Origin of the sequence: Gardnerella sp. DNF01157 (assembly GCF_049244225.1) — a bacterium.
Lineage (GTDB): Bacteria > Actinomycetota > Actinomycetes > Actinomycetales > Bifidobacteriaceae > Bifidobacterium > Bifidobacterium leopoldii.
The window spans coordinates 621,545-645,685 of record NZ_CP058388.1 but is presented as its reverse complement, the minus strand read 5'-3'; the positions used below and the strand labels follow the sequence as shown (position 1 = coordinate 645,685).

Here is a 24,141-nt window from a genome sequence, read left to right as displayed (position 1 = left end):
GGCGGCCTTCCTTCCCAAAATAGTAGTGAGGAATTATTTTCTTTTAGCCTTCGATGAAACCGTCCTAGGAGCAGCTTTTTTCAAAGGCAAAGGTTGATTCTTTTTATTACTAGTCTTATTTTCGATTAATTCTGCAGATTTTACAGGTTTATTCGACTTACTAGCAGCAATAAGATTAAAGCAATATCGCACGCCACAAATAAGTAGGATACTAAAAATCGAAATAACCCATGCTACAGCAGAAGCGTATAGAGTAAGATGACCAACAGCTCTAGTACTTTCAATAATGTCAACTCCAATATAAGAAAGTCGACATTCACCCAATGAACCATTTGCTATTGAGAAAACAACAGTCCACATAATTGTAATTAAAGCGGATACACCTACACTATCAGTTGCAGCTTCTACAGCATTCAACATAAAAGACTCACGCTCGGTTTTGTCAATAATATTTTTTAAACGCAAGCCACAGCCGCTTTTATGCAATAAAGTTATAAGCATTACAATAAAGCAGAAAATTGGAACTATGGAGTAAAAAACAGTGCGATGCATAACATCAACAATAGCATCAGGAAATATTCCAAAAACCGGAATAGGAGGCAAAGATTTACGCTGAGAAACTGCTAAAGTAAATTGTGCAACAGATCCAATATTAAATCCAGATCCACAAATCCAAGATAATGCCCAAATAGCAATATTTGGCAGCCAAACTAAGCAAGCAATAGTTGTAAGAATACGAGAACCATTTTGCATGCCTAATTTATTGAAATATGAATTAACATAGCCAAAATTTGTGCAAGCCCAAACTACAACAGTTATTAACGCAACGAAAGCGTATAAACCAAATAAAATTACTGCTGTACGCTTAGTAATACGAATATTTTTTTGAATATACTCAGGGCACATTTGCTTGTAGCGCTGCTTTAACGACATAAACAATGAGCTGCTTGGAAAAACCGCTATAAGCAAAGAAATTAAATAAATACAAGAAGATTTACAAGCAACAATAAAAGTAGAATCCAATAAAGTAACATGCGTATTTTGAGAAAGTATCGCATTAATAACAGCCCAGACTACAAGCCCAGTAAAATATGCTATATCTCCACCTCGAATACGGCGAATTAAACATACAAGTGTTGCAATAAGTAGAAAAGTAAGACCTAAAGGAATAATCGTAAGAATGCAATTGCCAAAAGTAAGACCTACGCCTTGAGCAAACATAAACACAGCCCAAGTCATAGACATTGCAGATTCAGAAAGATTGCCTGCTCCCTCTTCGATAGAAACCACAAGAAGTGTGAGAGATAGGAAAAGACCTATTGTAAGAGAAAAAATAAAAATGACAATAATAGGAGTTATTACACCTTTAGACATGTTTATTAAGAATGACTTAAGTTTCTCAACCATGCCTTTTCCTTTCAATTCTTTTAGGTGCAAAACCAATATATTGCTTTAAATAGGATATTACTTTAATAATAAGCGATAATAATAAACTTTTAAGCTGGCATAGTAATTAAACTACTGCAAGGATAATCGCATAACTCACTCATTCCACTAATACCTGTAAGTTCAATAACAAAACTAAAACCTGCAACTATTCCTTGAGCGCGCTTGATAATATTTGCAGCAGCTTTTGCAGTGCCTCCAGTTGCAATAAGATCGTCAACAATAAGCACACGTTGACCTGGCTTAATAGCGTCGTTTTCAATTTCAATACTTGCCTGACCATACTCAAGCATGTACGACTCAGTAATAACTGGAGGAGGTAGCTTACCAGCTTTACGAATAGCAAGAAAACCTTTGCCTAACCGAGATGCCAACAATGGTCCAAAAAGAAAACCTCGAGCTTCAAGCCCAGCAATCAAATCAATTGAATCAGCTGGTACAGGCAATGCATCAATCAAAGAATCAATAAGAATTCGCGAAGAGCGAGCATTTGAAAATATAGGAAGAAAATCACGAAATATAATACTAGGATTGGGGAATCCTGGAACGGTACGAATCAAAGAAGCAAGATAAGCGGCGTCATCGTTACTTACTGTTTTCAACGTTTTCACTGTAATATCCGTTGCTGTCATAATTCTAACGTTCTTTTCTTCACAAGACTTGTTATTGGAATATGGAAAGAATGTCACATATTCGCGTGATGTGTGAGACATGCGCTGACTCACACATCACGACTTAAGTATTAAATTATAAATTTATGAAATAAAAGTTATTACTTTTCAGATTCTGCAGATTCTGATACTGGCTTGTTATCTTCGTTTACAGACTTATTTGCATCATCCTGCTTAGCTTCTTCTGCTTGTGCAGCTTCTGCCTCTTCATCGCTAATAAACGCTGGACGCACATACAATCTATTTACAGCGCGGAAAGATACTCGCATCAAGCTACCTTCTGAATCGATAACAATCTCTTCATACTGCGTATCTACGCTTACAATTTTGCCGATAATGCCGCCAATTGTAATAATTTCAGTGCCTGGCTCCAAAGATTCATGGAAGGAACGCATTTCAGCTTGACGCTTCTTAGCATTGCGAGTCTGGAACATCATCATGCAAACCATTGCTACAACGAGAATAATAAGCATGCCATACTGCTGGAAAAATTGAGGCAAAGTAAACTCCTTAAGTATCCAACCCTAAGACGGTCGAAATGCCGTCCAAGTTAATTATTTTAAGCTAGCTCACTGACATTACTAGGCTCTTTAAAGCCCAAATGTTTCCAAGCTTTACTAGTTGCAACACGACCTTTAGGAGTGCGAATTAAGAATCCTTCACGCACTAAATATGGTTCACATACTGTTTCAACAGTTTCAGCTTCTTCACCAACCATTGCAGCTAAATTATTAAGACCAACCGGTCCACCGTTAAACTGACAAACCATAGCCTTCAAAACTGCAATATCAAGTCGATCAAGACCTTGCGTATCAATCTGGTATAAAGCTAACGCTTCAACAACAGCTTCATGATTTACTTCTGACAAATCATGCACAATAGCCCAATCTCTGACACGCCTCAACAAACGATTCGCTATACGAGGAGTGCCACGAGAGCGCAATGATAGCTCTTTAGCAGCTTGATCAACAAGACGAATCCCTAAGACTTTAGCAGATCGTTCAATAAGTTTTTCAAGCTCTTCGTGAGGATAAAAATCAAGATGAGCAGTAAAACCAAAACGAGCACGCAATGGAGAAGGCAACATTCCTTCCCTAGTAGTAGCTCCCACTACGGTAAAACGAGGAAGAGTTAACGGTATTGATGAGGCGCCAGGACCTTTACCCACCATAACGTCAACGCGAAAATCTTCCATAGCAATATAAAGCAACTCTTCTGCAGCACGAGGCAAACGATGAATTTCGTCAATAAACAACACCTCACCTGCATCAAGCGCGCTTAGTATAGAAGCTAAATCTCCAGCATGCTGGATAGCAGGACCTGAAGTAATTCGAATAGGAACTTGCAATTCATTAGCAACAATCATTGCTAATGTAGTTTTTCCCAATCCAGGAGGGCCTGCCAATAACATATGGTCAGGCGCAACATCACGCTTTTTAGCAGCATCTAAAAACAGTTGCAATTGCGCTTTTAAAACTGGTTGGCCAATAAAACCTTCTAATGCGTGAGGACGAAGCTCCTCATCACTGAGTTGCTCATTTCCTAAAGGAGTTGAAGAAACCATGCGTAAGGATTCTTCAGCAACACCAGTATTTAGCGCAGAAGCATACTTTTCACTCACTTCAACTCCCCCAATACTAGATTCTTTACAAACATGATTACCTACCTCTATCAAGTGAAGCTAATGCCATTCGTAAGACATTAGGCAAATCTGCATCAGATATAGGAGTTGAAATATTATTCTCTGCACAGACTTGCTCAACTGCTCTTTGAGCGTCAACTTGTCTCCAACCCAATGAAACAAGACCCTCTATGACGCATTGCACGCTAGAATCAACAATCTGCTTATTAGATTGAGTAGAATCATTAGAACTATCTGCCAGTATTGAAGGATCAAGAGAACCCTTCAATTCCAAAATAATCTTCTGTGCACCCTTTTTCCCTAAACCAGGCGCAGAAGAAAGAGAAGTTACATCTCCCTCAGAAATAGCTTGTAAAAGACGATCAACATTCAAAGTTGAAAGCATAGAAAGAGCAACTTTAGGACCAATTCCACTAACTTTTTGCACTTGCAAAAATATTCGTTTAGCAGCTTGAGTTGTAAAACCATAAAGAGTTAAAGCATCTTGCGAAACTTGAAGCGACGTATAAACGCGAACTTCCTGCCCTTCATGCAAAGAAGACAAATCTTGAGAAGGCATATAAGTCTCGTAGCCAACTCCAGAAACAACAATAAGAGCAGAACGAGCATCAATTGACGCAACTTGCCCAACAAGCATTCCAATCATAAGCTCACTCCTACTTAACAAAAACTCATAACTTAAAGCACATAAAGTCAAATACAATTATAATAGAACATCTGTTCTATTAATATCCTACATGTCTCGAACGACAGAAGAAGATTTACGCGCCTGAGCTTGAGCTAAAGCCCATTGTTTCTGTGCAGCAGTTAGATGCTGCTCGCGCTCGCCACCTTGCAAAGCACCAGAAGGACGAAGAGCATGACAAATAGCTTGAGCTAAAGCGTCGGCAGCATCAGCAGGAGTAGGCAAAACATTAAGACCAAGTAGTCGCGCTACCATGCGCTCTACTTGAGGTTTTTGAGCTTTTCCGTTTCCAGCTACAGCAAGTTTAACTTCAGTAGGAGTGTGTAAAGCAACAGGAATATTGCGCTGAGCTGCAGCAAGCATTGCGATACCAGCAACCTGTGCAGTGCCAAGAACAGTATTTCGATTTTCTTGCGCAAAAACACGTTCAATAGACACAGTATCAGGCGAAAAACGCTCAATTTTTTCAACTAATCCGTTATAAATCTTTAAAAGTCGCAAATCTTGCGAAAGATCAGGCTCAGACCTCAACACATCGACGTGAATAAAAGAAAGCCGACGCGAGACGCCGGCTTCAATCACGCCGACCCCGCAGCGAGTAAGCCCGGGGTCAACGCCCAAAATCATCATAGGAGACTATTCATCTTCCTCAAGCTGAGCCATAACCTCATCTGAAGCGGTCCAGTTGCTGTAAATATTCTGAACATCGTCCAAGTCATCGAGATTATCGATTAAGCGAGAAACCTTTTGAGCATCTTCGAAGCTTAATTCAACCTCATTGTTTGGATGCATAATGATATCTGCAGAATCATAGTCGAAACCAGCTTCCTGCAAAGCCTTACGCACAGTTACCAAATCACTGGAATTGGTGTAAACAGAATAAACATCGCCATCATCAGCAACATCTTCAGCTCCAGCTTCAGCTGCAACTTCGAAAAGCTTATCGTAGTCAACACCTTCGGATGGAACTTCAATCAAACCTTTACGTTCGAAGTTAAAGCTCACCGAACCGCTTGTTGCCAAAGAACCGTTGCCCTTAGTAAGAGTTGAACGCACATCAGCAGCAGCACGATTGCGGTTATCAGTAAGGCATTCAATAATCAATCCAACACCTGCAGGAGCGTAACCCTCGTAAACGATCTCTTCATAGTTTGCGCCGCCAGCTTCTTCACCAGAACCACGCTTTACAGCGCGCTTGATGTTGTCAGCAGGCATGGAAGCCTTCTTAGCTTTAACGATGGCATCGTACAGCGTAGGGTTACCATCAGGATCGCCACCACCCAAACGTGCAGCAATTTCAATGTTCTTAATAAGCTTGGCAAAAAGCTTGCCACGCTTTGCGTCGATAGCGGCCTTCTTGTGCTTTGTAGTCGCCCACTTGGAATGACCTGACATGATACTCCTAAAACGTACAGTTAATCAAACGAAACGATTTTATTGCGCTTTCGCGACAAATTTTATTTATCTTTTATATCAAGCCCATGCTTTACTTCAAAAATACGCTGGAAAACTGTAATAATACCGCCAATAGCAAGCAGAATCATGGCAAAACTTAACCAAAAAAGTTGATTTGTAAGACCAACAAGCCCCATAGCAACAAGAATCACAGCAACTCTATCTGCACGAGTTATTAAACCTTTTTTAGGATCTACATTTATTGACTGACCGCGAGCGCGAGTGTATGAAGTTACGAAAGCTGCCATAAGAGCAACCAAACAGCTTAATAAGCCTACATACTTTATTGCATTGCCATTCAAAGTTGAAATCCAAGTGCACATTTCTTTTTCGTGAGAGTTATACAAACAAATGCATACCGAGGAAAACAATGACCAGTCTGCAATACGATCGAGAGTTGAGTCAAGAAATGCACCAAATTTAGTACCGCCTGTAGTTATTGCAGCAACAGAACCATCTAAACTGTCTGCAAGCACAAAAATAGTTAAAAATATAGTGCCAACAACAAACTGTTTAGTAAAAGCAGTAACAAAAGCAATAATAACTACAGCTATTGTGCCGACAATTGTTACACAGTTAGCACTTATGCCTAATCGGACTAGCAATTTTGCAATTGGAGAAATAGTGCGCTTAAACCCACTGCGTAATGATTCCAACATTGAATGCAACCTTCCTAGCGTAATCAAGCAAATAAAACTTGGGTTCAATAAACAATCCCATATTAGTCAATCGGCTGTAATACACACAAAAGCCCACACAACTTTAAGAAGTGTGGGCTTTTGCTTATTTCGTTTATTTATTGCAATTTAGTTTTCAAGCGAAACTGCATTATTTAAGTAACGTTACTTAAATAACTTACATTACTTAGTGTAACGCTCGAAATCTTCTGCACTATTTACCTGAACGCGCTGCTTAATGATGGACAAAATCCACTCTTTAGCTTGATCAACAGGAACGCCGTTCAATTGGCTGCCATCGCGGAAGCGGAAGCTCACAGCATTGTTGTTCACATCCTCTTCGCCAGCAATCAAAGTGAAAGGCACCTTAGACTTAGAAGCGTTACGAATCTTCTTGCCGAAGCGATCGTCAGAGTTGTCCATTTCGCAACGAACCATATTCTCTTCCAAATCGCTAATCAACTTTTGCAAGTGTGGAGCGAACTCATCTGCAACAGGAACGCCAGTCACCTGGACTGGAGCCAACCATGCTGGGAATGCGCCTGCATAGTGCTCAAGCAAAATAGCGAAGAAACGCTCAATAGAGCCAAAGAGTGCGCGGTGAATCATCACAGGACGCTGGTGACTACCGTCAGCCGCAATGTATTCCAACTTAAAGCGCTCAGGCAAGTTGAAGTCGAGCTGAATAGTAGAAACCTGCCAAGTGCGGCCGATTGCATCGCGAGCTTGCACGGAAATCTTCGGGCCGTAGAATGCAGCTCCACCTGGATCGTCCACGAGTTCCAAACCAGACTCTTTAGCAACCTCTGCCAAAGTATTAGTTGCTTCTTCCCAAATCTCGTCGGAACCAACGAACTTGTGTTCATCCTTAGTGGAAAGCTCCAAGTAGAAGTCGTTCAAACCGAAGTCTTTAAGAAGACCAAGCACAAAGTTAAGCAAGCTCTTCAACTCATCGCGCATCTGCTCGCGAGTGCAGTAAATATGCGAATCATCCTGAGTCAAGCCACGAACACGAGTTAACCCATGCACAACGCCAGACTTTTCGTAGCGATACACAGTACCAAACTCAAACAAGCGCAAAGGAAGCTCGCGATAAGAACGCTGGCGAGACTTGAAGATCAAGTTATGCATTGGGCAGTTCATTGGCTTCAAGTAGTAGTCAGCACCTTGGCGAGTTACGTTACCGTTTTCGTCGCGCTCTTCGTCAAGCTTCATTGGAGGATACATGCCATCCTTGTACCACTGCAAGTGGCCGGAAGTCTCATACAAGCCGCCCTTAGTAATGTGCGGAGTTTGTACGAAGCTGTAGTGATGCTTGCGATGCTGTTCGCGGGAATAATCTTCCATTGCGTTAATAATTGCAGCACCTTTTGGATGGAACACTGCTAAGCCTGGACCAATCTCATCTGGGAATGAGAACAAATCCATCTCTTGACCGAGCTTACGATGATCGCGCTTAGCAGCTTCTTCCATGCGAGTTGTATAAGCTTTAAGCTCTTCCTTGCTAGGCCAAGCAGTTCCGTAAATGCGCTGAAGCATAGGATTATGCTCCGAGCCACGCCAGTAAGCTGCAGCAACACGCTCAAGCTTAAAAGCCTTAATATAGCGAGTGTTTGGCAAATGAGGTCCACGGCACAAATCGCTCCAAACTTTATTGCCTTCGCGATCCAAATTGTCGTACATGCTAAGCTCATGCTTGCTAATTTCGCCAGCAGCAGCCGGATCAAGAGCAGCTTCCTTATCCCCAATCAACTCCAACTTATAAGGTTGATTTGCTTCTTCAGCGCGCGCTTCATCTTCAGTTACAACGCGACGACGGAAGCTTTGAGACTCTTTAATAATGCGCTGCATATGCTTTTCGATTTGCTTCAAATCGTCTGGCGTAAATGGAGTATCAACATCGAAATCATAGTAGAAGCCGTCTTTAATTACAGGACCTACGCCCAACTTTGCGTCTGGTCGAATTTCTTGAACAGCTTGAGCCATCACGTGAGTAGCGGAATGACGCATGATTGCGATGCCATCTTCACTATCAAGGGCTACTGATTCCACGGTATCGCCGTCATGAAGAGGCGTGTACAAATCACGCAACTCGCCATTTAAACGCACGGCAATAATATTCTTATCTTCCGCGAAAAGTTCAACGCCAGTGAAGCTTGCATCCACCTCCTTGCGTTCCTCGTTTACGGTGATGGAGATGGTATTTTCAGCCATAATTGTCCTTTTCTATCGGGGTCTTGCGTTACTAATGTGCAGACCTGGACTTGTGTGGCGTCGATAAACTTACGCGATTAAAACATAAATAAAACGCGCAAAAAACGACGTCAATCGCGCGCATTTTTCACGCGCAATTCGTTGATATTCTAGGACAACAGAGCGACTTTTAAGGAACTTTTGCTAAATAGCGTTTTCGGCTACTTTTTCTCGCCTTGCATGCAATCTTGATGAAAAATCATTAATTTTTATAAAAATGCTTTCACTAATCTTGACTATTAAGAAGAAAGCTCCAGCTACGATAGCAATAGTGCCGCCGGCAGAAAGTTTCAGTATTACAGCCAAAGCTAGTCCAATTAAAGCAATCGAAACAGCAGTAATTACGCATGCAAGCACGAATTTATTTATAGAAGCAATTCTTCCCTTTAATGCTGCAGCAGGAGCAGCAATAAGAGATACTGAAACAACTGTACCAACTGCTGGAATAATAACGGAAACAGTAATAATAATCAAAGCAAGAACCATGCCCTGTATAAAACCTGATCTTCCGCCTGCAGCACGGTAATTAATAGGGTCAAACGAGCAATGCACAAGATTAGCAGAATTAAAAACCCATAATCCCAAAACAAGTAAGAAAGCAACAGAGGCTGAAATCACGTCTGCAGGAGTGCAATTAAGCAATGATCCAGTTAAAAATCCCTCAATACGCAATGGCAATGGAGCAAACCACTTATTTAAAAAGTATCCACTAGCAAAGCCGACAGTTAAAGTAATGCCAGCTGCAGCTTGCGAAGAAATGCCTTTAAGATGCGAAAGTGCATACATTACTAAGGAAAGTACAACGCACGCAACAGCAGCACCAACAAAAAGCCCAAGCGACAAAATATTTTGATCTATTGTATAAGCAGAAGTTAAAACTACACCTAATACTGCTCCAGGAAATGCAGCATGAGTAATAGATTCAGTAAAGAATATTCGCTGATTAAGAAGAGCAAGAGAGCCAACAAAACCGCATAGAGCACCTACAACAATTGCTTCAACTATAGGTAGAGCGATAATTTGCCAAATACTTACCATCTATGCCCTACCTTTATAAGATTTTGCTAAAACTTGCATATCGCTATCGCTTGTATGAGTTTTATGCGCAAAAACTATAGATGAAATAACTTGGAACAGCCAGCGCACAACAAGCACAACTACGAACATTGCACACATGCTTAATGCAATTGCTGCTTGAGGAGAAATAGGATGATCAAGCTCCAAATTCATAACGTACATACCAAGAACAACTCCAGCAATACCAACAAAAATACCAACTGCAACCATGCGCCCAACTGTTCTAGACACTAAACGAGCACTAGCTCCTGGAATAATAAGGTATCCGATCACAAGAAGAACGCCAACAGCTGAAGATGCAGAAACAACAACCGCAGCAATACCAACGTTAAGAACAATATCTACAAAAAGAGTATGCACTCCCATTAATGGAGCACTTGCTCGATCGAAAGCAACAATAATCTGCTGTTTCCAAGTTGCCAAAAGCACAATAATTGCAAACAAGCAAATCCACATTGCTTGAGTCATTCGCTCATCAGTGACATCAAGCAGCCTACCAAACATCAACGCTTCGAGCTGACCTGACATATCACCTTTTTTTAGTGAAATTACTACACCAAGAGCAAAGAAAGTAGTTAAAACAGTTGCGATAATCGATTCATTTATGCGAGCTGAACGAGAAGCCCACACTAACGCAGCAACTAAAAATACTGAACAAATTGCAGCACCAGGAATAATTTGATCTATGCCACCGTACAAAGCGCCTACAACAATTCCAGGAAATATGCCATGCACAATAGCTTCCGCATTAAATTCAGCACATCTCAAGTTCACGAATACACCAACGATTCCGCTAGCTATAGACAGAACTATAAGTAAGCAGAACGGGCGAAAAATATAAGGAGCAGAAGCAATAAAATCAAAACCTGGAATTGGTTCCAGAGCTTCTCTTAATGACTCAACTAATTGGGCAAGCATTGAAAATCAGCCTTCCGCAATTTCCGAAAAAGTAAGACCTGCAGAAGCAGCAGGCATGCTTCCACCATATGCGCGAGTAATATTTTCTTTAGTCATTACTTCTTTAAGCGCACCAAAAGCAATCTGCTTGCCAGCTAAAAGTAGCGCTTTTTCACAAATAGCATCTGCAATAACTAAATCATGCGTAGACACAACAAAAGCAATACCTTCTTGCTTTGCTGATTTCATAATATTAAGAAGTTCTCGGCGATTCGGTTCATCAAGACCATTAAAAGGTTCGTCGAGCAAAATAAGCGTTGGCTTTGCAACAATAGCGCGCGCAAGAAGAATGCGTTGGCGCTGACCGCCAGAAAGGTCACCAAATCGCACATCTGCACGATTTAATAAACCAACATGATTAAGAGCATCCTCAACAGCTTTTTTCTGATCTTTTTTAAGCAATCCAAGAAAACCTGTCTGTCTACTTAAGCCCATTGCAACAACTTGCCGTGCAGTAATAGGGAATGTTAAATCCAAATCAACCTGCTGTGGCACATATCCAATAGACAAAGCCTTAGGCATTTTCAGTTCACCGCGACTTACGCGCACGATACCAATAATAGCCTGCAAAAACGTTGTTTTTCCAGAACCATTTGGACCTATTAAAGCCAAAGCTTCCCCGGCTTGCACACTGCCATTAATACCAGTCACTACAGTTTTATAACCGTATGCCAGGTCGCAATTTTTCATTGCAAGGACGCTCTTATTCACTATATTTCCAGTCTTTTCAGTTTATTAATAAGTATTCGTAACAGTAACTTCCTGCTTTCGCTATTAAACTTTCGCTATTAAAGTTACTGTTACGATACTATTATTTTTACTGTTATTTATATGTCACTTCTTCAATGCAGTCTTAACTGAATCTGGAAGTTCAGGAACATTACCATTCCAAGCTTTCACCAATGTTTCAACATTGTGAACAATGGAACCGATGTAAGTTTCTCCGGCAGATCCGACTGGTCCAAGCGAATCTCCATAAAGTGCGTCGTCGCCAATAACAGCCTTTACTCCTGCTGCTGCAGCAACAGCCTTGATAGACTTGGAATTGTTAGAATTCTCAGCAAAAATCGCAACAGCTCCGGACTTCTTGACATCTTCTGCAGCTTTCTGAATATGATCTGCAGTAGCATCCTGCTGGCTGTTGAAATCAGAAAGTGCTGCACCAATGAACTTCACATTGTAGTCACGAGAGAAGTAGCCAAAGGCATCGTGAGAAGTGAAAAGAACACGATGCTTTTGTGGCACACTATTCAAAGCTTTAGTTGCCCAAGCATCCAAATCAGTCAAAGACTTAACGAACTTTTCAACATGCTCATCGAAAATAGACTTGCTCTTAGGAAGAGCTTTCCCGAGGAAATAACCGATATTCTTAACCTGAATCATCGTGTTCTTCGTGCTGGTCCAAATATGTGGATCGTACTGGAATTCAGGCTCCTTCTCGCCTTCTTCTGGAGGGAATGGCCACTTTTCAGCATGCACCTTAGCGATACCGCGATCAACCTTGTATGGAAGATCCTTTTCCTTAGCAGCCTCAGCCTTTGAATCCTTGATTTCATCAGCAGTGAGAATACCGGAAGTTACACCCATAGTGCCCTTAAAACCGGTAGCTTTCACAGCTTGATCCAAGAAGTGCTCGAGATCTACACCAGAAACGAGCATCAAATCAGCCTTAGAAAGAGCTTTAGATTGAGCTGGAGTCATTTCATGCTCATGAGCAGAAGCGTTTGGCGCAAGCAAGCAGGTCAAATTAATTGTTGACTTTGCTTTGTCTTGAGGAGCTCCGATTACAGACTTCTTGCCCTGAGAATCAGTCTTATTGAGGCTCAATCCAGATTTTGCGTCAGCAGTTGAAGCGATTTGAGTTACGTAATCGCAAATTTGAGTTGTAGTTGCCACTACATTTACTTGATTGCCCTTCGCCTTATTTTCGGCATTTTTTGCAGAGCCGCAAGCACCCATAGAAGTTGCTAATAATGCAACCGCAGCTGCAGTTGCGAAAATTCGTGAAGTTTTCACACTCGTTCCTTTCGGGAATCTTTAACTGTTATTGCATGGGTTGATTGTGAGAGGTACTCATGAAAGCTATTCATGAAAAAAATAATCATTCGCAATAACGCTTATAGCATAAGAAAAATATGCGTGACGGTCAATAAAAAATGTGAAAAAATATAATTATTTTTGCAAAAATGCGTTTCGCGACTTTTCCATCTGTTATAATGCAAAATTTCAAAAAAGACCGTGCTACTTTCTGCTTTATCTTGCATTAAAAAACGTTAATATACCAACGAAAAAATAAATGTGATTATAACATTTGAACAAATTTATTAATCAGGCATTTTTGTTTATTTTTTACGCAAAACTAGTAGCGACACGCCGTAACACTCACGACACGCAGAATAACAAAAAAATTACAAATATTTTCAAAATGTTTACAAATTGTAACAATACATAAGTTTAGACAATAATACACATGTTTAGCCAACTCTGCATGTGCTTAACAGCAATTACACTTAATACTATGTTTGGCAATACAGATGGTATGAATTACATTGCAAAACCCGACAGTTCACGCACTGACGATAAAAACTCTGCAACTAATGAAATATCAGTAGATATTCATCTTGCTTCCACACCATTGCGCACGCCTCACGCAAGCGATAATAAATATTCAAGAGGTGTTCTAGGCGTAATTACCGGTTCAAACGACTATCCCGGAGCAGCAGTGTTAAGTACAAGCGCTGCAATACATGCAAATATTGGAATGGTTCGTTATTCAGGTCCTCTTCGCGCACAAAACTTAGTATTGCAAGCATCGCCTGAGGTAGTAGCATCTGAACAATTAAACGGAAAAATAGACGCAATAACAGTTGGATGCGGCATACCAGACGAAAGCCATTGCAACGACGAAACTGCTTTATCTCAAAGAAAATACATTGCTAGCATACTTGCAAAATACTCCAACGAAAACGACAACGCTGAAACGCAATTAAATAACAATCTTCCGCCAATATGCGTAGATGCTGGAGCATTAGACTTACTACCAAAACAAGTTTGCGAAAAAGTAGTTCTCACACCTCATGCAGGAGAATTAAGCTCGCTTTTTACTAGATATGATTTAGAAGTAAGCGCACAACAAATATCTAGCAACCCAACACACTACGCTCAAAAAGCAGCAAATCTTACTGGAGCAACTGTGCTTCTTAAAGGCGCAACAACAGCAGTTGCTTCACCATCATCGCTGCACTCTCCTATTTATATTGCACAATACGCTCCATCTTGGCTAGCAACTGCAGGCTCAGGAGATGTGCTAGCAGGAATTCTAGGAGCATTGCTAGCACAGTACGAAAAAGATAACGAAAACGCCGACAAGAACGACAACGCAAATAACGAAAATTACGCACTTATTGCAGCGAGCGCAGCTGTGATTCATGGAATTTGCGCAGTATTTGCATCACGCAGTAGCGGAGGAAACAATTACACTCAACTAGTGCAAGACATAGTGAAATCAAAGCATGCTTTAACTTTGGAACATCCAATTGTGGCAAGCGACATTATAAATGCATTACCGCATGTTCTTGGGATTCTTATTAATATAAAGTAGCGCGCAGAATAATATCAATAGCGTGCAAAATTAACGCATGAAACAAAATACGCAAATGTAAAATAACGTATGAAACAAAATAGAAGGAGTAGAAACAAATGACTAACGCACAAAATATTGAAATCCATGACGTTATGTTTGACTATTGCAAAGTTCTACTCGAATGGAATTGCCGAAACTGTTTGCAAAAGCAATTCCCGAATTTAGTTGATACTATTTGCCCTAATGGAAGCTTTGGAAAGAACGATTTAGCCGGGTTCTATGAATTTGAGGACCGCATGGATGGCGGCGAGCTTTTGAAAGATCTTATGCCTGAATACGAACGTCGCTTTGGAAGCGAACTTGCTGAAGCTTTCCGTTGGTATTGTGCTCATTATGACCAAGTTTTGACGCGCATGATGCCTGGAATGGTTGATTTATTGCATGATCTGCGTAAAGCTGGATACGGCGTGTGGGGCTTAACGAATTGGTCTAAAGAAACTTTCCCACTTGCTTTACGTAAATTCCCAGAACTTTCTACTCTTTTACAAGGAACTATTATTTCCGGTGTTGAGCATTTGCATAAGCCAGAACCGGAAATTTTTGAACTTGCTATAAGTAGATTTGGATTGAATCCGCAAACAACTGTTTTCTTCGACGACAAACCAGCAAATATTGATGGAGCTCATAGAGTTGGCATGCATGGCTTTGTTTTTACAACCGCAGAGCAGGCGCGTAAGGATTTAGCTTCAGTGGGAGTAAATCTTTAATAATATTGCTTAAATATTTAGCTTATATTACTAAGATCATGTATGAGACTATGGTTATGTGAAACTATGGTTATGGCAACTAAAAATTAAGTTATGCCTATACCTTTTGCTAGATTCGTTAGCGGTTCATTTATGTGATTTTTGATGATTATCGTAACTTTTAGCTCACGAAAGAAGCTCGTATGACTTTGCTACAACTGAAATATATTGTAAAAATCGTTGACTGCGGTTCAATGAACGAAGCAGCACGAGCACTATATATTTCACAACCAGCATTGAGCTCTTCTGTAAAAGAGCTTGAAAGAGAACTTAACATTGAAATTTTCACTAGGTCCACTCAAGGAATTGCATTAACAGCTGATGGAGCGGAATTTTTGACGTACGCTCGACAAGTAATTGAGCAGGCAGATCTTCTTGAAGAACGATACAAAAGTACGAAGCCTCGCCCACAATTATGCAGCGTTGCAACACAACACTATATGTTTGCCGTTGAAGCATTCGTCGATATGATTCGCAGTATTCATTCTGATGAATACGAGTTTTCAATTCGCGAGACACGCACAAAAAATATTATTAAGCAAGTAAGCGATATGCGCGCAGACCTTGGAATTCTTTATCTTTCTGACTACAACAAGGATGTAATCGGCAAGCTGCTTCGTGAAAAACATTTGGAGTTCCACCCGCTTTTCCGTGCAAAATTGCATGTTTTTCTTTCTAGAAATAATCCGCTTGCAGTGCGAAAAAGCTTGAGCTTGGAAGATTTAAAACCGTACCCGTTTATTCAATACGAACAGGGAGAAGAAGGAAGTTTCTTCTTCGCAGAAGAGGCTGTTTGGCCTACTCGCCCACCGAAAAAAATCAACGTTTCTGACCGCGCTACCATTTTAAACTTTATTATTGGGTTGAATGGTTATACTGTTTGCACTGGAATAGATAACGGCGATTTAAACAATGAAAAAATCGTCACTATTCCGCTTGAATGTGATGACACTATGCTTGTTGGCTGGATTACCAACGAGCGCACGAAGCTTTCAAGAGCTTCACTCGCTTATCTTACGCAACTTAAATCTGTGCTTGTAAGACATGGCTACGCGCTTATAGATTCACAAAATTAACGCAAGCCAAAAACTACGCATAATAAAAGTTGTCCACATTTCTTTAATCGAATTGACGCTCACTTTTTCCATTCATAAAATCGCTATTAATTTGTTGCAGAGAAAAAGGAGGTGCGCGATGGGTATTATTAACGTAGCGGCAAAAATATTGGAAATTATGGGGCCAATGACAACTATGAAGCTGCAAAAGCTTGTGTATTATTCTCAAGCGCACAGCTTAGCTACAACTGGATTGTCGCTATTTCCGGAAGATTTTGAAGCTTGGACGAACGGTCCAGTTTCATTGGAATTATTTAACAGGCATCGAGGAAGATTCACAATTCGCAAAGAGGAACTACTGATTTCTCTTCCAGAAAGATGCGCAACTTTAGAATATGAGCAGGTGAAGATTATAGAGGAAGTGTGCGCAAAACTTGGAAATCTTACAGGAAATCAGCTCAGCGAAAGAACACATAAAGAAGATCCGTGGATTCGCGCGAGAATCGGCATATCTGCAAATCAAGGCAGCGAGGAAATAATTTCCAAGAAGTCAATGCGAGATTACTACATTAAGCATCCTATTGTGTAAATGCGCGAATGTCCGAAGAGCGCCAACTAGAGACCGTAACGCAGTATGCGCTCGCGCGCTTTGGCCGAGCTTGAAATCAACAGGATTTCAAGCTCTTTCAAAGCGTGATTTGGCTCAATTGTGAAGCACGGTGTGCTTCACATGCCAAATCAGCCGAACGGCTACCAATAGCCGTGAGGAATAAGCGCTCGCTTACGAAACTCGCGTTGGAAGTCCACTGGACTTCCAACTTAAGCGACTTTCCGCTCCGAGTTGCTTTCGCGCGCTACGCTCTAAGCGCGAAAGCAGGTCGGAGCGCACACAAATAACTAAGGCGAGCACGTTGTTATTAGCAAGTGCCCGCCTTAATTATTAAAAACATTCTTATTTTATAAGTACATCTAAATCGCAGTGCCGTGCTCGTCAAGGCGCGGATTCTGCCTAGAATTACTAAAGCTAAAGAACAAGCCAAACACGCCTAATGCAAACAAAACAGAAACTACCACAACAAGCACAATAGGCTGATTAGGAAGCCACATAATCACCAAGAAAGCAAGCGCTGAAAGCAAAATCACAGCCCAGGAAAACACTCCAACAACTTTACGAACAACATTCCAAGTATCATCGCCAACCTGAGATCGCTTAACATTGCGAGCCAATCTCTCCTCCTCAGCTGTCACGTTAGACGTTGGCTTCCAAGGACCAGTTCCCCTCTCTTGAAGTCTTCTAGAGCGTTCTTGTAAATTGTATTCGTCAATCATGCCTCCGCGAGCGCGACCTTTTGTTTCATCATATTGAGAAGGAATCCCTTTGCGGCTCTGCCTTTCCTTCGCGCGACGCTCTTTGCGGTTTGCCATGATTGTTCCTTTCTACATTGAATTTTCTTATATCAAGCATTTATGACACAATACGCATTATTTTAGCACGGTCATACCTTCTTCACACGCGTCAACAATTCTTTCTATTAATAAATCGTTGAGCAGCCTACCTTTGCGTGTTGCGATAATGCGATTTTCGTGCAACACTGCCAAATCTTCCTTACACACTTCGCGTAACACTTTTTGCAAATGTGAATCATCGAACACCTTATTAGTTTCGCGCATTTTTTCGCACAATTGCGAAATATCAAGCCCTTCTTTAATGCGAAGCCCAAGCATTACCTCTTCAATAAGCGCGTCTTCAGCATTTATACACTCGTAGTTTTGCCACGGCACGTTTCCTGCGTTAATAGCATGAGCCCAATGTTTTGGGTGCAAAATATCCCATGAGCGAAGGTTATAAAACTCACTTGTATTAGCTAAAGAAGCACTATCATCCATGCTTTGTTTACTAATGTGATTTGCAGCATTGTAGTGCGAATGTGCTCCAGGACCAATTCCAGCCCAATCAATATTTCGCCAGTAGCCAAGATTATGACGAGACTCAAAACCAGGACGCGCCCAATTAGAAATCTCGTACCATTGTAATCCAGCAGAGTTAAAAAGTTCGTCTGCCAACTCGTATTTTGCGGCTTCATCATCATCATTTGGCGCTTGAATAGTGCCAGCAGCGATTTGACGGCCCATTTTTGTACGCGGCTCTACCGTTAGCGCGTATGCAGAAATATGGTTAACGCCTAGACTTAAAGCCATTTCTACCGACTTTCGCCAATCGTCTAAACTCTCCCCCGGAGCTCCATAAATCAAGTCAACGCTTGAACGCAAGCCACATGCGTTTGCTGCGTTTACACCGCGAGTTACATTTTCTGGAGTATGAGTACGGTCAAGAGTTTTAAGAACATGCGGAACAGCCGATTGCATTCCAAAAGATATTCGAGTAAATCCACCTTCTGCAAGCGTCTCAATATACTTTTCATCTGCAGTATCCGGATTTGCTTCAGTAGTTATTTCCGCTCCAGTTTTCAATCCCCACAAGTTACGTATTTCTTGCAAAATTCGCACTAAGTCGCGCGCTTTAAGAACTGTTGGAGTGCCGCCGCCGAAGAAAACAGATTGCGCTTTAGGCTCGAAAATCCCGTGATATTCCTGCCATTTTTTTACGAGTTGCATTTCACGAATCGCAACATCCGCGTACCCTTCGCGACTTGCTCCCTCTCCTAAATCGCGAGCAGTATACGTATTAAAATCGCAATAACCGCAACGACGCAAACAAAACGGCACATGCACGTACACTTCAAAAGGCATACTTTTAGTTTGCATAGCTGATTTATTTAATTCAGCATCCAACTCTAAACTCATCCCTCGGACTTTTGTGCTGCACGAATCTTATCTTTAGTATCGCGATCGTTTGCGCTCTCGTCTGTAGCTAATGCAGCAACAAACGCTTCTTGAGGAACTTCAACATGGCCGAGCATCTTCATACGCTTCTTACCAGCCTTCTGCTTTTCGAGAAGCTTACGTTTACGCGTAATATCGCCGCCGTAGCATTTAGCGAGCACGTCTTTTCGAAGTGCGCTAATAGTTTCGCGAGCAATAATTCTAGAGCCGATCGCAGCTTGAATTGGAATTTCAAACTGCTGTCGAGGAATAAGTCCACGAAGCTTCTTCGTCATCATAACGCCGTAAGAATAAGCCTTATCGCGGTGCACAATTGCGCTAAAAGCGTCAACCTTATCTCCCTGAATAAGAATATCAACCTTCACAAGATCCGCAGACTGCTCGCCGTCTTCATGGTAGTCGAGAGAAGCGTAGCCTTTTGTGCGACTTTTAAGCTGATCGAAGAAGTCAAAAACGATTTCTGCAAGAGGAATCCTGTAATGCATCTCCACGCGGTCGGCACTAATATATTCCATTGTGCCCATTTCTCCGCGATGTTCCTGACACAAATCCATTACAGCACCAATAAATTCTTTCGGCGTAATAATATCGGCAGCAACCATTGGCTCAATAATGCGCTTAATCTTGCCTTCTGGAAACTCGCTAGGATTCGTTACATGATGCTCTTTACCATCTTCGCTAGTAACGTCATAAGTTACGTTAGGAGCAGTGGAAATAAGATCCAAGCCAAACTCTCGGCTTAAACGCTCGGAAACAATCTCCATATGAAGAAGACCCAAGAATCCGCAACGAAAACCAAAGCCCAACGCAACCGAGGTTTCTGGCTCGTAAATAAGAGCAGCGTCGTTAAGTTTTAGCTTGTCGAGAGCATCTCGAAGATCCGGGAATTGCGCGTTATCAATTGGGAAAAGACCTGCGTAAACCATAGGTTTAGGATCGCGATAACCATCCAAAGGCTCAGATGCAGGATTTATAGCGCTGGTAATGGTGTCGCCGACTTTAGATTGACTCACGTCTTTTGCGCCTGTAATTACATAGCCTACTTCTCCGGCTCCAAGCGCCTTAGTTGGAGTCATATCTGGGCTAATAACGCCGATTTCAATAGGATCGTGCGTCATGCCGATTCCCATCATATGCAACTTTTCGCGCGACTTAAGTTCGCCATCAACCATACGAATATAGGTGACGATTCCGCGATACGAATCGTATACTGAATCAAAAATAAGAGCGCGAGCAGGAGCATCAGGATTTCCGCTTGGGGCTGGAACTTCCAGCACAATTTGATCAAGTAAGTCTTTAACACCTTCGCCGGTTTTACCAGAAACGCGCAACACGTCCTCCGGCTTGCAACCAATTAAACCAGCTATTTCTTCAGCATGCTTATCTGGTTCAGCGCTAGGCAAATCGATTTTGTTAAGAACAGGAATAATCGTTAAATTATGGTCGATTGCCATATAAAGATTAGAAAGCGTTTGCGCTTCAATGCCTTGGGTTGCATCTACCAACAGCACCGCACCTTCGCATGCTGCTAACGCGCGCGAAACTTCGTAAGTAAAATCGACGTGTCCAGGAGTATCAATCATTCCAAGCGAATACTCTTTGCCTTCAAAAGTCCAAGGAACGCGAACAGCCTGCGATTTAATAGTAATACCGCGCTCTTGCTCAATATCCATGCGATCCAAGAAACGGTCTCGCATTTCACGCTCTGGCACGATTCCTGAAAGTTGTAAAATGCGATCTGCTACAGTGGACTTGCCGTGATCTATATGCGCAATAATGCAGAAATTGCGTATCAACGATTGATCCGTAAATCCTGGCTGGTTATGCGGTGTAATCAAAGCAAGCATCTCCTTATTAAATACGCGGATAGTATTAAATTGCGTAAGCTACGCAAGTAATTAATCTTACCAACTCTACTACCCTATTTTATAATATAAATCAATATTTTTAGCACTTATTGAGTTTTGACAATACAAAATAACGCTACGCAAAAAACTAATAGCTTATTTGACTTAATATTCGTCGTTATCAGTTAAGTAAGTATTCACGTGGTAGAGATTTGAGATTTTTCGCACTGAGCGCGGACGCTCGCGCGGGTAACGCGCTTGCTACGAAACTCGCGTTGGAAGTCCACTGGACTTCCAACTTAAGCGAGTTTCCGCTCCGAGTTGCCTTCGCGCGCTACGCTTTAAGCGCTCAGGCAGGTCGTCGCGCAGAGCCGCAGGCTGCTGATTCGCCAAGCGAAGAAGAAAAATCGAAAAATCTCTGCGATTAACACGGTTATTAAAGATTAAACACGCAGAGTTTGGGGGATTTCTCTACGAGCACTAAAAGAGGACTGAGAAGCTACATTCTTTAAAGAAAGACGAACACACTAAGCTCTTTTAGCAGCCAGAGCGCACGAAGGACGGGACGTGCGAGGAGAGAAATCCCCCAAAACTCGCGCCACATTGAGGAGGAAATCCCAAAACGAACAATAGAAACGAATAACGTTATCTAATAAGCATGATACACTTACTATTTGTATGTCCTTATATAGCAAACGTCGTTTGGAGTAACAGTGGCAAACATTAAGTCGCAGAAAAAGCGTGTTCTCACTAACGAGAAAGCACATAAGCGTAACGTAGCAGTAAAGTCTGCTTTGAAGACCGCTATTCGTGCTACTCGCGAAGCCATCACCGCTGGTGATAAGGCTGCAGCGCAGGCCGCTTTCGCAGTAGCCGCTAAGAAGCTTGACAAGGCTGCAGGTCGTGGCGTGATTCATAAGAATCAGGCTGCAAACCGCAAGTCTGGTCTTGCTGTAGCGATTAACGCTCTGTGAAGTTTGTGCAGATAACTGCATAACACAGCATGTAAGGAAAATCCCCAGTACCAATCGGTGCTGGGGATTATTTTTATCATCGTATGCAATATTAGCGGTGACGACGATTATTAATACGACGAATACGAGGACGTCTAACCTTAATAGGTTCCGTGCGGTTCATTGCTCCAAATAAAGTTAAATCTAGTTTCACAGACAACAAGCGCATTGCAACAACAAGAACAACAATAAGAACATCAAGCAATATTTCAACAGTTAAACCAAAGTAACCTGCATGCTTTGCTTTTACAACAAAAACAGTTAATACACATCCAAGAGCAGCAGGTAAAGCGTACCAATGCTTATCTCGCACAATAACAGGAACTTGGTTCAAAATCATGTCGCGAATCAAACCGCCACCCAAAGCAGTTGCCATTCCTAAAAATACTGAAGCCATACCAGACATGTGAAAATCCAAACCTTTTGCTGTGCCATTCACAGCAAACAGACCCAACGCCAAGGCATCAAGCGTAAGCATAAGCCAACGCCATTTATCAATCTCAGGGTGAGCAACAGCCACAATAACACCAGAAAGCAGACCTGTAATAACAAAACCACGATCAGCAATACCAACAGGCGGCAATGCTCCAAGCAACACATCACGAACAATACCGCCACCCAATGCAGTTATCCAAGACGTAGTAATAATCGCAAAAACATCATAATTCTTACGAATAGCCCACATGCCGCCAACCATGCCACAACATCCCATAGCAACATACTCAACTATAAGAAAAAAGACGTTATCCCCTAACGCACCTTCCAAAGCATTTCCCTTCAAATAAATTCGCCAAAACACTACGTGTATAACAAACAAACGCGTTGTACTCTATACGATATCTAAATATATAGAGTACAACGCGCCATAAGCAACATTAGATGAGATAATATTAACTAACTTATATAAATTAGTCGCAAACTTTCCACATCCAGTTATGCTTATCTTCGACATCACCGAGCTGAATGCCAAGTAACTCATCGCGCAAATCCTGAGTTAACTCACCAACGCCACCATCGGCAACCTTAAGATCGAATTCATCGGACTTAAAACGACCAATTGGCGTAATGATTGCAGCAGTACCGCAAGCAAAGACTTCAGTAACCTCGCCAGAACGAATATCGTCAAGCAACCCTTGAAGAGGAATCATGGTTTCAACAACCTTATGTCCTGCTTCCTCAGCAAGCTGAATCAAAGAACGACGCGTAACGCCAGGAAGAATGCTGCCAGTAAGAGATGGAGTTTCCAAATGGCCATCCTTGTGGAGTGCGAACATATTCATGCCACCAAGCTCTTCCAAATATGTCTTAGTTGCAGCATCAACGAAGCACACTTGCTCACAACCATGCTCAATACCCTTGTATTCACCAAGCAAGGAAGCTGCATAATTTCCACCACACTTAGCAAAACCAGTACCACCAGGACCAGTGCGGAACCACTGATCTTCAACCCAAATGCTAACAGGCTTCAAACCACCCTTGAAGTATGGGCCGGATGGAGAAGCAATAACACAGTATTCAACTTCGTGAGCTTCGCGCACACCGAGGAACGGCTCGGAAGCAAACATGAATGGACGCATGTAAAGCGTATACTCTCGACGGCTCGGAACCCATTGCTTGTCTCGCTTTACCAAGGCTGCAACCGATCCAATAAAATCATCAATAGAGAGTTCCGGCAAATACAAACGCTTAGCAGAATTTTGGAAACGAGCAGCATTAATATCTGGGCGGAAAAGCCAAATAGAGCCGTCGGCGCGCTTATAAGCCTTCAAACCTTCAAAGCACTCCTGAGCATAGTGCAACACAGATGCACCTGGATCCATTTTCAATGGACCATAAGGCTCTACACGACGATCAGACCATCCTTCACCTTTAGTCCAAGACATATGAACCATATTGTCGGAGAAAATCTGACCGAAAGCAGGCTTATCAATAAGTTCGTTGCGTTTTGCATCCGAAACTGGATTATCATTCGGCAGAACTTCAAAGTTGCCAGCCAATTTGTTCAACAGAGCTGTATCGCTATGATCATAAGACTCATAAGCGTCAGAAAACTCTGGAGCTACTTCTAAATCAGCCATTATGTCTCTTTTCTATGTGGATTATTTCTACTTGCCTTTTACCGCAATTAAC

23 protein-coding genes are annotated in these 24,141 nt (G+C 41.8%); 5 read left to right on the top strand and 18 right to left on the bottom strand.

The window, feature by feature from the left end:
* Nucleotides 1-33: 33 nt before the first annotated feature.
* The 13 genes from HXT38_RS02360 to HXT38_RS02300 all read right to left on the bottom strand — a co-directional run bounded on the left by HXT38_RS02360 (nt 34) and on the right by HXT38_RS02300 (nt 12,879).
* Nucleotides 34-1,407: a DUF6350 family protein gene (locus HXT38_RS02360; RefSeq protein WP_064340529.1), complete on the bottom strand. Its 1,374-nt coding sequence runs from the start codon at nt 1,405-1,407 to the stop codon at nt 34-36.
* Between the two features lie 89 nt (nt 1,408-1,496).
* The gene (locus tag HXT38_RS02355) at nt 1,497-2,078 is read right to left on the bottom strand and encodes an adenine phosphoribosyltransferase (protein WP_116971059.1); all 582 of its coding nucleotides are present in this window, start codon (nt 2,076-2,078) and stop codon (nt 1,497-1,499) included.
* Nucleotides 2,079-2,218: 140 nt separating this feature from the next.
* On the bottom strand, nt 2,219-2,617 hold the full coding sequence (gene yajC, locus HXT38_RS02350) for a preprotein translocase subunit YajC (RefSeq protein ID WP_004574313.1): 399 nt from the start codon (nt 2,615-2,617) through the stop codon (nt 2,219-2,221).
* Nucleotides 2,618-2,676: 59 nt separating this feature from the next.
* Nucleotides 2,677-3,681: a Holliday junction branch migration DNA helicase RuvB gene (gene ruvB, locus HXT38_RS02345; RefSeq protein WP_217428681.1), complete on the bottom strand. Its 1,005-nt coding sequence runs from the start codon at nt 3,679-3,681 to the stop codon at nt 2,677-2,679.
* Nucleotides 3,682-3,775: 94 nt separating this feature from the next.
* The gene (ruvA, locus tag HXT38_RS02340) at nt 3,776-4,405 is read right to left on the bottom strand and encodes a Holliday junction branch migration protein RuvA (protein WP_421791991.1); all 630 of its coding nucleotides are present in this window, start codon (nt 4,403-4,405) and stop codon (nt 3,776-3,778) included.
* Between the two features lie 87 nt (nt 4,406-4,492).
* The gene (gene ruvC / locus HXT38_RS02335; protein ID WP_004106546.1) at nt 4,493-5,074 is read right to left on the bottom strand and encodes a crossover junction endodeoxyribonuclease RuvC; all 582 of its coding nucleotides are present in this window, start codon (nt 5,072-5,074) and stop codon (nt 4,493-4,495) included.
* Nucleotides 5,075-5,080: 6 nt separating this feature from the next.
* Complete coding sequence (locus HXT38_RS02330) at nt 5,081-5,839, bottom strand: YebC/PmpR family DNA-binding transcriptional regulator (protein WP_004106544.1); 759 nt, start codon at nt 5,837-5,839, stop codon at nt 5,081-5,083.
* Between the two features lie 62 nt (nt 5,840-5,901).
* A complete protein-coding gene (locus HXT38_RS02325) occupies nt 5,902-6,558 on the bottom strand; it encodes a CDP-alcohol phosphatidyltransferase family protein (protein WP_116971060.1) in 657 nt (218 codons plus the stop codon).
* Between the two features lie 201 nt (nt 6,559-6,759).
* Nucleotides 6,760-8,790 (bottom strand): threonine--tRNA ligase, encoded by a 2,031-nt coding sequence (thrS, locus tag HXT38_RS02320; protein ID WP_421791989.1) that lies wholly within the window; start codon nt 8,788-8,790, stop codon nt 6,760-6,762.
* A gap of 183 nt (nt 8,791-8,973) precedes the next feature.
* Nucleotides 8,974-9,867: a metal ABC transporter permease gene (locus HXT38_RS02315; RefSeq protein WP_004574320.1), complete on the bottom strand. Its 894-nt coding sequence runs from the start codon at nt 9,865-9,867 to the stop codon at nt 8,974-8,976.
* Nucleotides 9,868-10,824, bottom strand: a complete 957-nt coding sequence (locus HXT38_RS02310) for a metal ABC transporter permease (protein WP_004574321.1) — start codon at nt 10,822-10,824, stop codon at nt 9,868-9,870.
* A 6-nt stretch (nt 10,825-10,830) separates the two neighbouring features.
* A complete protein-coding gene (locus tag HXT38_RS02305; RefSeq protein WP_004574322.1) occupies nt 10,831-11,553 on the bottom strand; it encodes a metal ABC transporter ATP-binding protein in 723 nt (240 codons plus the stop codon).
* Nucleotides 11,554-11,697: 144 nt separating this feature from the next.
* Nucleotides 11,698-12,879, bottom strand: coding sequence for a metal ABC transporter substrate-binding protein (locus HXT38_RS02300; protein ID WP_004106533.1), 1,182 nt, complete (start codon nt 12,877-12,879; stop codon nt 11,698-11,700).
* A gap of 472 nt (nt 12,880-13,351) precedes the next feature.
* On the opposite strand from HXT38_RS02300, the gene HXT38_RS02295 reads away from it, so the two are divergent.
* The 4 genes from HXT38_RS02295 to HXT38_RS02280 all read left to right on the top strand — a co-directional run bounded on the left by HXT38_RS02295 (nt 13,352) and on the right by HXT38_RS02280 (nt 16,896).
* Nucleotides 13,352-14,464: an ADP-dependent NAD(P)H-hydrate dehydratase gene (locus HXT38_RS02295; RefSeq protein WP_421791988.1), complete on the top strand. Its 1,113-nt coding sequence runs from the start codon at nt 13,352-13,354 to the stop codon at nt 14,462-14,464.
* Nucleotides 14,465-14,562: 98 nt separating this feature from the next.
* Nucleotides 14,563-15,213, top strand: coding sequence for an HAD family hydrolase (locus tag HXT38_RS02290; protein ID WP_004119121.1), 651 nt, complete (start codon nt 14,563-14,565; stop codon nt 15,211-15,213).
* 182 nt (nt 15,214-15,395) lie between these two features.
* Nucleotides 15,396-16,328: a LysR family transcriptional regulator gene (locus HXT38_RS02285; protein WP_101886060.1), complete on the top strand. Its 933-nt coding sequence runs from the start codon at nt 15,396-15,398 to the stop codon at nt 16,326-16,328.
* A 118-nt stretch (nt 16,329-16,446) separates the two neighbouring features.
* Nucleotides 16,447-16,896: a Panacea domain-containing protein gene (locus HXT38_RS02280; protein WP_064340324.1), complete on the top strand. Its 450-nt coding sequence runs from the start codon at nt 16,447-16,449 to the stop codon at nt 16,894-16,896.
* Nucleotides 16,897-17,276: 380 nt separating this feature from the next.
* Here the strand turns inward: HXT38_RS02280 and HXT38_RS02275 are convergent, their stop codons facing one another.
* The 3 genes from HXT38_RS02275 to lepA are packed head-to-tail and all read right to left on the bottom strand — an operon-like array spanning nt 17,277 to nt 20,989.
* Nucleotides 17,277-17,732: a hypothetical protein gene (locus HXT38_RS02275; protein ID WP_004106523.1), complete on the bottom strand. Its 456-nt coding sequence runs from the start codon at nt 17,730-17,732 to the stop codon at nt 17,277-17,279.
* A gap of 57 nt (nt 17,733-17,789) precedes the next feature.
* Nucleotides 17,790-19,112 (bottom strand): radical SAM family heme chaperone HemW, encoded by a 1,323-nt coding sequence (hemW, locus tag HXT38_RS02270; protein ID WP_004119123.1) that lies wholly within the window; start codon nt 19,110-19,112, stop codon nt 17,790-17,792.
* The gene (gene lepA, locus HXT38_RS02265) at nt 19,109-20,989 is read right to left on the bottom strand and encodes a translation elongation factor 4 (protein WP_032842496.1); all 1,881 of its coding nucleotides are present in this window, start codon (nt 20,987-20,989) and stop codon (nt 19,109-19,111) included. Before lepA ends, hemW begins: the two co-directional genes overlap by 4 nt.
* Nucleotides 20,990-21,711: 722 nt before the next feature.
* On the opposite strand from lepA, the gene rpsT reads away from it, so the two are divergent.
* Nucleotides 21,712-21,972 (top strand): 30S ribosomal protein S20, encoded by a 261-nt coding sequence (gene rpsT, locus HXT38_RS02260; RefSeq protein ID WP_004106518.1) that lies wholly within the window; start codon nt 21,712-21,714, stop codon nt 21,970-21,972.
* A 91-nt stretch (nt 21,973-22,063) separates the two neighbouring features.
* Here the strand turns inward: rpsT and HXT38_RS02255 are convergent, their stop codons facing one another.
* Entirely contained in the window at nt 22,064-22,777 is a 714-nt protein-coding gene (locus HXT38_RS02255) for a trimeric intracellular cation channel family protein (protein ID WP_032842495.1), read from the bottom strand.
* Between the two features lie 142 nt (nt 22,778-22,919).
* Nucleotides 22,920-24,089 (bottom strand): branched-chain amino acid aminotransferase, encoded by a 1,170-nt coding sequence (locus HXT38_RS02250; RefSeq protein WP_174143335.1) that lies wholly within the window; start codon nt 24,087-24,089, stop codon nt 22,920-22,922.
* Nucleotides 24,090-24,141 lie beyond the last annotated feature (52 nt).